We start from the raw sequence: 9033 nt of genomic DNA, 5'->3' as shown, positions 1-9033 counted from the left end.
CTTTTCCAAACTTTTTGAGCATTTAATTTGATAGTTTTTTGTTGAAATTATGTAACTCGCTGGAAGGTAGTTTTTTGAAGGCGAAAGTTTTTTTGAAGGTTTTTGCTTCGGTTTACCAAGATGCCCATTTTGAACACAATGCCCCTAGCCCCGATTGAAGCGGAAATCCTTTTTTATGGGTTTACTGTAGCGCAGCGGAAGGAAAATCTATAAAAAAGATTGCAGCGCAAAGCGGGAAATAGCTCCTGAAACAAAAAAAAACAGGCATTACACCTGTTTATTTCTTCAATTCATTTGCTTTCTTTTCCCAGAAATCTGAAAGTTCGTCATAATCGACCGGGTTTGCAGCTTCCTGCTTGACCAATCGGCCGCGATTGAAAGCGCGAACCAATATGGTTTCTATAAGATAATCTTCGTTGACTTCGTAAGGCGCATATTTCTCCTTTATATTAATGTCGAATAATTTGGCGGTGTTGTTTGACCAGAATGCCTTCCAGCCGCTTTTTAAATCCTTGATGAGCTGGAAAGTCGTTTGCCCGGTTTGGCGGTAAATCAGCTTTACTAAAATCTGGCCTTGTTTGCGGGAGAGTTTTTTGAGCTGGGCTTCAAATTCGTTTTCCATATAATTTTCGGCGATCTTGAAATACTTCTTTTTTTCCTTTCCGGTTTTGAGCGCATTCATGCCTTTGTTGAGCGCAGATAATTTTTCGGCGCCAATTTTAGCATACGGATAAACTTTATATACGCGGTTTTGCAGCAGCGTAAATTGTTTTCTCGCCTCAGGATCGAGATGCTCCTTATATACAATAATTTCTGGAAGCTCGATCGGTTCGTTTGAAAGCGTATCGGTATCTTTCAAAACATAACCCATTTTGGTCGTATCTTTTTCGGTGACCTGCGCATTGGCAACACACGATATCAATAAAGAGAATAAAACGAATCTGAAAATCTTCATAAGCCAAAATTATATGTCAAAATTATACATTATATGAACAACTGTACTATGCTTTTTTTAAATTAGCCAAAAATTTATTTATGAGTACACAATCAATACTGAAAGATTCCTCGATTGCCTTTTTGGAAAAATATTTAAACAACGCGTCGCCGACAGGTTTTGAAGCCGAAGGCCAGAAATTATGGATGGATTACCTGCGTCCGTATGTCGATACGTTTATTACAGATACGTATGGATCGGCCGTGGGTGTTATCAATCCTGATGCCAAATATAAAGTGGTCATTGAAGGCCACGCCGATGAAATTTCGTGGTATGTGAATTACATTACCGATAACGGACTGATTTACGTGATCAGAAATGGCGGTTCCGACCATCAGATCGCGCCGTCGAAGCGCGTCAACATTCATACGAAGAACGGAATCGTTAAAGGCGTTTTCGGCTGGCCGGCGATCCATACGAGAAATCGCGGTAAGGAAGAACCCACGAGAATTGACAATTTATTTATCGACATTGGCGCCAGCACAAAAGAAGAAGTCGAAAAGCTCGGCGTTCACGTGGGCTGCGTTATTACTTATCCTGACGAATTCATGATCCTGAACGAAAATAAATTCGTTTGCCGTGCGATTGACAACCGCATGGGCGGATTTATGATTGCCGAAGTCGCGCGTTTATTAAAAGAAAATAATAAAACATTGCCTTTCGGATTGTATATTACGAATTCTGTTCAGGAAGAAGTTGGCCTTCGCGGCGCCGAAATGATCACCAAAACGATCAATCCAAACGTCGCTATCGTGACCGATGTTTGCCACGACACTACAACTCCAATGATCGACAAAAAAATCGAAGGCGACCTGCAAATGGGCAAAGGTCCGGTGATTGCTTATGCACCGGCAGTTCAGAACAAACTGCGCGATCTGATCATTGATACGGCACAATCGAAGGAAATTCCGTTTCAACGTCATGCTTCTTCGCGCGTGACCGGAACAGATACTGATGCTTTTGCTTACAGCAATGGCGGCGTGGCTTCGGCGTTGATTTCACTTCCGTTGCGATACATGCACACAACGGTTGAAATGGTGCACCGCGACGATGTTGAAAATGTCATCAAACTCATTTATGAAACTTTATTAAATATCAAAAACGAAGAAACTTTTTCTTATTTTAAATAGGAGCTGGTTCCTGCTTTACGCTACAATCTTTTTACTCCGTTGCACTATGCAAAAAGGATTTCTGCTGCAATCGGGGCTAGGGCATTTCGTTACACAATGAAATTTTCGGCTTTTAAGGTTGAATCCAAATAAAAAAGCACCGCTCATAACGACGGTGCTTTTCATTTTATCGGGCTATAATTCTAACTCAAGTCCCCCGATAATTTATTAGTTCATTCCAACAATTTGTTTGTTTTTCGTTTGTTTCACCAAAACAGAATTCCGGTTGATCAGATCGAAATCCAAAGCCTGTGCTTCAGTTGGAACGTTGCTTTCTGTGATTGAATTGTCGGCTGCAATCTGGTCTTCAATGCTTTTTTCGATGAAAAGCAATTGTATTTCTTGAGCGCTACTGCTTTCAATGATTTGATTGTCGGCGGCTATGATTTCTTCAGTGGTTTTTTCTGAGAAGTAAAGAATGCCATCGTTTGTGATGTTGCTTTCGGTGATTTTGCGGTCTTCGGCGATGATTTCTTCTACCGTTTTTTGCGTAGATGATGCGATAACTGTTGAAGGATTTACGATTGCTGCATCTTCTACCGGAGCTTTTTTGTTATTTCCGACAACAATTTCTCCTAACAATGATTTTTGGTATTGGTCTGCTTTTACCGCAGCTGCAATGTTTGAATTGGTGCTTACGCCTTTTACCAAAGTAGTTTCTGCGTTTGCATTTTGAAACAGTGTTACTAATGCAAGTCCTAAATAAATGATTGAATTCTTCATGATGATTGATTTTTTGATGATGATTTTAATTTGATAATTTTGTTGTTATTATCCTATGCAAATATATGTCTTTAAAACAGTATCTTGTTTTACATAGTACTTAATTTTAACTTTAAATTAACAAATTGACTTTTTGAAGGATTGAATTGCGTTTGGTTGTAAAAGAAAGGGCATCAATTGTAATGATGCCCTGGAGATTTGGTTTTAAGCTTTTTTCAATAATGCTACGGTATCTTTGGCTCCGGAGAGTTCCGCATATTTGAGTGCGGTGTACCCTTTTTCATCTTTTTCATCAACATTGACGCCTTTTGCAATAAGGTACTGAAGGATTTCGGTGTTGTTGTAGCGGGCAGCGACCATGAGTGGTGTCATACCGTTTGATTTTTCGGTGTAGCTTGCACCGTACTCGATGATCTTTTTTGCGAAATCATTTTCACCTTTACTGATGGCAACACATAAGGGTGTGGTCTTGGTGTAGAAAGCAGTGATTTCGTTTTTAGTGATTGATGGGTTTACATTTGATGCGAATGACACGTTTGAAAATGCGATCAGGACGATTCCCAAACAGAAGATTGATTTTTTCATGATTAATGATTTTTGATTAAATGATGATTTATTAGATAGACGTTCTAAAAAGACAAAACGTTACGCCAATCAGGAATTTTAACATTTCTTTAATCTTTAAGTAATTGGCTTTAAATAAAAAAACCGCCTATTTACGGGCGGTTTGAATGAATTTATATATGAATTATTTTTTCAGGAAGTCGAGGACGTTTTGTTCGATGCGTGCCTGGATGTCTGAGATGTCGGCTTTAATGAAAGGTTCTCCGAGGATGTTTTCGTAAAGTTCGATGTATCTTTCTGATACCGAAGCAATATATTCTTCGGACATATCGGGGATTTGCTGGCCGTCTTTGCCCTGGAAATTGTTGGCAATAAGCCATTGGCGCACAAATTCTTTTGACAATTGCTTTTGTTCTTCTCCCCTGTCCTGGCTTTCCTGGTAACCGTCGGCATAAAAGTAGCGGGAAGAATCCGGGGTGTGGATCTCATCTATAAGCACGATCTTGCCTTCTTTGGTTTTACCGAATTCGTATTTGGTATCGACCAATATGAGTCCGCGGCTGGCGGCAATGTGCGTCCCTCTTTGAAATAATGCTCTGGTGTAGTTTTCCAGTACCAAATAATCTTCTTCACTCACGATGCCTTTTGCGAGGATGTCTTCGCGGGAAATGTCTTCATCGTGCGCGCCGTTGTCGGCTTTGGTTGATGGGGTGATGATCGGTTCCGGAAACGGGTCATTTTCATTGAGGCCTTCGGGCATAAATACGCCGCAAAGGCTTCTTTTACCCGATTTGTATTCTCTTGCTGCGTGTCCGGATAAGTATCCGCGGATGACCATTTCGACTTTGAATGGTTCGCATAAGTGGCCGACAGCGACGTTTGGATCTGGTGTGGCGATGAGCCAGTTTGGAACGATGTCCTGTGTAAGCTCCATGAAACGCGTGGCAATCTGATTCAGGATCTGGCCTTTGTATGGGATTCCTTTTGGCATAACGACATCGAATGCTGAAAGCCGATCGGTGGCCACCATGACCAGCAGCTCGTCGTTGATGTTATAGACTTCGCGCACTTTTCCGTGGTAAACGGATTGCTGTCCGGGAAAATTAAAATTGGTAGTGGTAATCGTGTTGCTCATTGTAGTGTGTTGTTTGCACAAAAGTAATGGGTTTCGAAGAGAATCGCAACGGTCGTGGAAAGTTTACAGTTGGAATTTGTGGTGTTTGGTTGGAAATGGGTTTTGTTTGGACAGAAATGACTTCTCTTAACTTTGTAAAGGCTTTACTTTGCTTCATAATGCCTTTACTTTCTTTCATAATGGCTCTACTTTATTTCATAATGCCTTTACTTTCCTTCATAATGGCTTTACTTTACTTCATAGTGGCTTTACTTTCTTTCATAATGCCTTTACTTTGCTTCATAGTGGCTTCACTTTGCTTCATAATGCCTTTACTTTCCTTCATAATGCCTTTACTTTCCTTCATAATGCCTTTACTTTCCTTCATAATGCCTTTACTTTCCTTCATAATGACTTTACTTTCCTTCATAATGACTTCTTTTTGAAACGCAGCCTTTAAACAGTTATTAGATACGCTCGCCTTACAAAATTTTATTTGAACCATACAGGGCATATCCATTTATTTAAGCCTGGCATTGTGTCCTTACATTTCTTATATGGTTCAAATAAAAACCGCAGCCGGAATGCTGCGGTTTAGAATGGTTTAATGGATGGTATTTTGTTTATTGTGCAATGACCCTAAAGATCTTAGTATATGACTCGCTTTTCAGCGTAACTATATAATTTCCGGCAGGATAATCGAATGGGAATTTATTTTCCCCGGCGGCAATATTTACATTAGACGTATTGATTTCTTTGCCATCAATGGCATGTACAATAAGGCTGTAGCGCCCAGGATGGTTGCCTTTTGACAAAACCTGAAACGTTTTTTGATTTACGGGATTGATGATTTGAAACTCCTGTGTGGCGACGGATTCATTTTCTTTTGTGGCTAAAGTGTATTGTAGTGCGACATGTGCATTAACGCGGCCGTGGCCCATATATTGGTCGAAACCGGCAACATCTTCGGCAGGTTTTCCTACCTGGTCCTGAGCGGAATTTTCGAGAACTGTCCTGACCTGTTCAGGCGTATATGACGGATGCTGTGCCCAGATCAATGATGCGATCGCAGCTACTAACGGCGTGGCCTGCGACGTTCCTCCCCAATAAGAAGCGGCGCTTGTATCGCTTTGATAGTCGAGTCCGTAAGTGTAATTACCAGGTGCTACAACGTTCAGGTGGCTGCCATAATTGCTTCCGCTTGTAGCGCTCCAAAAGAAGGGCGCTGTTCTCGAATCATCTGGATTGGTTGATCCGACTGCAATAACGTTTGGCAGTTCTGCCGAATATCCGGCCGGGTAATATGGCGTATCGTTGTTAAAATTCATCATGCAGGCGACGAAAATCATATTGTGGGTGTTTGCATAAGCAGCGGCGTCACCGATTACAATGGAAGCCGTTCCGCCGAGTGACATGCTGAGGATTTTCGCACCGTGATCGGCAGCGTAATAAATCGAATTTGCCATTGCCGAATAAGTGGCGCTGTTAGAAGCATTCAGGCTTTTGAGGATCATCAGTTTGCTGTTCCAGTTGGCCCCGGCAAATAGTATGTTATTGTTGGCAACCGCCCCGATAATTCCGGCGATGTTGGTACCGTGCCCCAGATCATCGGTAGGGTCGTTGTCGTTGAATACCCAGTCCCAGCCTTTGACGTCATCTATAAGTCCGTTGCCGTCGTCGTCTAAGCCATTCAATGTCTCAAGCGGATTTGTCCAGATGCGGGAAGCAATGTCGGGATGTGTGAGGCGCAGACCGCTGTCGGAAATGGCGATGATCATATCTGGGTCGCCGGTTTCAATGTCCCAGGCGAGTTCCATGTCTACATCGGCATCGGCGGTAACCGTACCGATGCCTGGTTGTGTGCCGGGATTGTAAAGTCCCCATTGTCGGTTGAACCTCAGGTCGTTTGGAATAATCTGGCTCTTGGGCATTTCCATTTTTTCGCCTCCGCCCTGAGCGATCATATCAGGTTCTGCGTAAGCGATCACGCCTGAGGTTTTATAAGATTTTGCTACTGAGACAGGATCGATATCATTTTGATAGACCAAAAGAAACGTTTTGGTGTTTTGATGCTGGCCGATTTGCTCAATGTGTCCTATCCCGAGCTGCATATTGAGGTTGTCGAGCTTTGTGATGCCGAGCTTATTTTGCTGCAGGTTGATGCGTGCCGATCGATAGCTTGCGTCTTTTATTTTAATAATGAGATGATTTTTGACAAATGAGGCTTCGGATTGTGCCACACCACAATAAGATACAGCTGCCGCTAAAAACGTAAAGATTGTTTTCATAGAAATTGGTTTATAAGATTAAATAACGTCTTGCTTTAATGATGCCGGAATGATTTGGAGGAAATTCGGCACAGGGCTAAATGCGTGTGGTAGTAGTGGTTGCATTTTGCTTTGATAAAAATAGCATTAATTTATTATGTTTGCAAAAAAACTTTTTCATGGTGTTCAGATTGTTGCGTTTGGTGTGCTGATAATTGCGGTTTGGGCTTTATGAGCCATAAAACGAAAAAGCGCCGACAAACTGCCTGCGCTTCTTTACATATAAAAAAATTGGATCTAATCGTGGTTTTCAATTTGCTTGTAGGCGTCAATGACTTTTTTAACGAGTCGGTGGCGCACGATGTCTTTGTCGTCGAGGTAAATGATCCCGATGCCTTCAACATCTTTCAGAACAAGAATCGCTTCTTTGAGTCCGGAAATCGTCCTCCTTGGCAAATCGACCTGTCCGGGATCGCCGGTAATCATGAATTTGGCATTTTTACCCATACGCGTTAAGAACATTTTCATCTGCGAATGCGTGGTATTTTGCGCTTCATCGAGGATTACGAAAGCATGGTCTAACGTTCTTCCGCGCATAAACGCCAAAGGTGCAATTTGAATGATCCCTTTTAAAATGTAATCTTCGAGTGATTGTGGCGGAAGCATGTCGCGCAAAGCGTCGTATAACGGCTGCATGTAAGGATCGAGTTTTTCCTTCATGTCTCCGGGAAGGAAACCCAGGTTCTCGCCTGCTTCAACGGCCGGGCGCGTTAAAATAATGCGCTTGACCTGCTTTTCCTTTAAGGCTTTTACCGCCAATGCGACTCCGGTGTAGGTTTTTCCTGTTCCTGCGGGACCTACTGCGAATACCATGTCATTCTTATAGACGGTATCGACGAGCAATTGCTGGTTTGGCGTCATCGCTTTGATGATCTTGCCTCCTATTCCGTGTACGAGGATTTTATCGTGGTCTGGCATGCGCTGTTCATCCTGTGCATTGCTTGAGATGACACGCTCGATCACGTTGTCGTCAATGCGCTGGTAGCGTGTAAAATGCTGCATGAGGCGGTTGAAACGCACTTCGAACTCGTCGAGGACTTCCTTTTCCCCGAAAGCCTTTATGGTCGTGCCGCGAGCGACGATCTTGAGCTTTGGGTAGTACTTTTTAATGGTTTCAAGATGGGTGTCCTGAGCGCCCCAGAAATCTTTTGGGGCAATATCGTTGAGTTCAATTATTCTTTCGTTCAAAAGGTGGCGTATTTAATTAGAAAATTTAGCTTTATAATTATTAGCTTTGCATTCAAATTTAAACAATTTTACTGTCGGGTTTCCTTTTATTTATAAACAATTTTATGTCAATAATTACGCTTACGACCGATTACGGCTTGAAAGACCATTTCGTTGGCGCTTTAAAAGGAAAAATCCTATCGGAATATGCAGAAGCGGTAATCGTTGACATTTCGCACGACATCGACAACTTTAATACGGCAGAAGCCAGTTACATCATTGACGCGGCTTATAAGAGCTTTCCGAAAGGAACGGTGCATTTAATTGGTGTAGATTCTGAACGCAACAAAGAAAACCAGCATATTGCCATTCAGTGGAACGACCATTATTTTGTGTGTGCCGATAATGGCATTTTAGGCATGCTGACGCAGAAAATCGTTCCGCAGAAAATGGTCGCGGTCAACATTCATGACCGATTGCCCGTGGATGCGACCGATTTAGACGTATTTGTGACCGTGGCGAGCCACATTGCAAAAGGCGGATTGCTGAATGTGATCGGGCGTGAAATCCAATCAATAAAGCAGGTCACGGAACTGAAGCCTGTGATTGCCGCCGATAAAAATTCGATCAAAGGATATGTCATTTATATCGATCATTTTGGGAATGTCGTGGTAAATATCACGAAGCAATTGTTCCTTGAAGTGGCAAAAGGGCGCGCATACGAAATTGCATTGAATGAAAAAATCAAACAGAATGACCGTTCGAACATTAAAAACATCTGGCCTAAATATTCGGACATTGCGGTTTCGGATAAATTTCCGATAAAGAATTACGAAGGGCAGAAACTGGCGATTTTCAATGAAGCGGGTTATCTTGAAATTGCGATTTTCAGGAGTAATCCGGCGAGTGTTGGCAGTGCATCGAGCCTTTTGGGGCTGAATTACAGAGATACTATTACGATTAGATTCCAATAAT

General features: G+C 42.2%; 9 protein-coding genes. 2 read left to right on the top strand and 7 right to left on the bottom strand.

The features are described from left to right. Positions 1-277 precede the first annotated feature (277 nt). Positions 278-955 (bottom strand): DUF4294 domain-containing protein, encoded by a 678-nt coding sequence (locus BLS32_RS09550; RefSeq protein WP_091394567.1) that lies wholly within the window; start codon positions 953-955, stop codon positions 278-280. 80 nt (positions 956-1035) lie between these two features. On the opposite strand from BLS32_RS09550, the gene BLS32_RS09545 reads away from it, so the two are divergent. After that, positions 1036-2124, top strand: coding sequence for a M42 family metallopeptidase (locus BLS32_RS09545; protein ID WP_091394565.1), 1089 nt, complete (start codon positions 1036-1038; stop codon positions 2122-2124). 207 nt (positions 2125-2331) lie between these two features. Here the strand turns inward: BLS32_RS09545 and BLS32_RS09540 are convergent, their stop codons facing one another. The 6 genes from BLS32_RS09540 to BLS32_RS09515 all read right to left on the bottom strand — a co-directional run bounded on the left by BLS32_RS09540 (position 2332) and on the right by BLS32_RS09515 (position 8079). Continuing rightward, a complete protein-coding gene (locus BLS32_RS09540; RefSeq protein ID WP_091394563.1) occupies positions 2332-2886 on the bottom strand; it encodes a hypothetical protein in 555 nt (184 codons plus the stop codon). 204 nt (positions 2887-3090) lie between these two features. Next, positions 3091-3471, bottom strand: coding sequence for an ankyrin repeat domain-containing protein (locus tag BLS32_RS09535; protein ID WP_091394561.1), 381 nt, complete (start codon positions 3469-3471; stop codon positions 3091-3093). A gap of 163 nt (positions 3472-3634) precedes the next feature. Continuing rightward, entirely contained in the window at positions 3635-4585 is a 951-nt protein-coding gene (locus BLS32_RS09530) for a phosphoribosylaminoimidazolesuccinocarboxamide synthase (protein WP_091394558.1), read from the bottom strand. 232 nt (positions 4586-4817) lie between these two features. Beyond that, a complete protein-coding gene (locus tag BLS32_RS18455) occupies positions 4818-4994 on the bottom strand; it encodes a hypothetical protein (protein ID WP_175453160.1) in 177 nt (58 codons plus the stop codon). Between the two features lie 193 nt (positions 4995-5187). After that, positions 5188-6852, bottom strand: a complete 1665-nt coding sequence (locus tag BLS32_RS09520; RefSeq protein ID WP_091394553.1) for a S8 family peptidase — start codon at positions 6850-6852, stop codon at positions 5188-5190. Between the two features lie 276 nt (positions 6853-7128). After that, positions 7129-8079: a PhoH family protein gene (locus tag BLS32_RS09515; RefSeq protein WP_091394550.1), complete on the bottom strand. Its 951-nt coding sequence runs from the start codon at positions 8077-8079 to the stop codon at positions 7129-7131. A gap of 104 nt (positions 8080-8183) precedes the next feature. Between BLS32_RS09515 and BLS32_RS09510 the strand changes: the two genes are divergently transcribed. Continuing rightward, positions 8184-9032: an SAM hydrolase/SAM-dependent halogenase family protein gene (locus BLS32_RS09510; protein WP_091394547.1), complete on the top strand. Its 849-nt coding sequence runs from the start codon at positions 8184-8186 to the stop codon at positions 9030-9032. The last annotated feature ends 1 nt before the right edge of the window (position 9033 follow it).

The organism is Flavobacterium noncentrifugens (assembly GCF_900100375.1).
Taxonomy (GTDB): domain Bacteria; phylum Bacteroidota; class Bacteroidia; order Flavobacteriales; family Flavobacteriaceae; genus Flavobacterium; species Flavobacterium noncentrifugens.
Note: the sequence above shows the minus strand (reverse complement) of the source record. Positions and strands in the feature narration are given on the sequence as shown.

Coding starts and splice junctions, on each gene's coding strand:
- BLS32_RS09550 (WP_091394567.1), bottom strand. CDS start 955: ATGAAGATTTTCAGATTCGTTTTATTCTCTTTATTGATATCGTGTGTT.
- BLS32_RS09545 (WP_091394565.1), top strand. CDS start 1,036: ATGAGTACACAATCAATACTGAAAGATTCCTCGATTGCCTTTTTGGAA.
- BLS32_RS09540 (WP_091394563.1), bottom strand. CDS start 2,886: ATGAAGAATTCAATCATTTATTTAGGACTTGCATTAGTAACACTGTTT.
- BLS32_RS09535 (WP_091394561.1), bottom strand. CDS start 3,471: ATGAAAAAATCAATCTTCTGTTTGGGAATCGTCCTGATCGCATTTTCA.
- BLS32_RS09530 (WP_091394558.1), bottom strand. CDS start 4,585: ATGAGCAACACGATTACCACTACCAATTTTAATTTTCCCGGACAGCAA.
- BLS32_RS18455 (WP_175453160.1), bottom strand. CDS start 4,994: ATGAAGGAAAGTAAAGTCATTATGAAGGAAAGTAAAGGCATTATGAAG.
- BLS32_RS09520 (WP_091394553.1), bottom strand. CDS start 6,852: ATGAAAACAATCTTTACGTTTTTAGCGGCAGCTGTATCTTATTGTGGT.
- BLS32_RS09510 (WP_091394547.1), top strand. CDS start 8,184: ATGTCAATAATTACGCTTACGACCGATTACGGCTTGAAAGACCATTTC.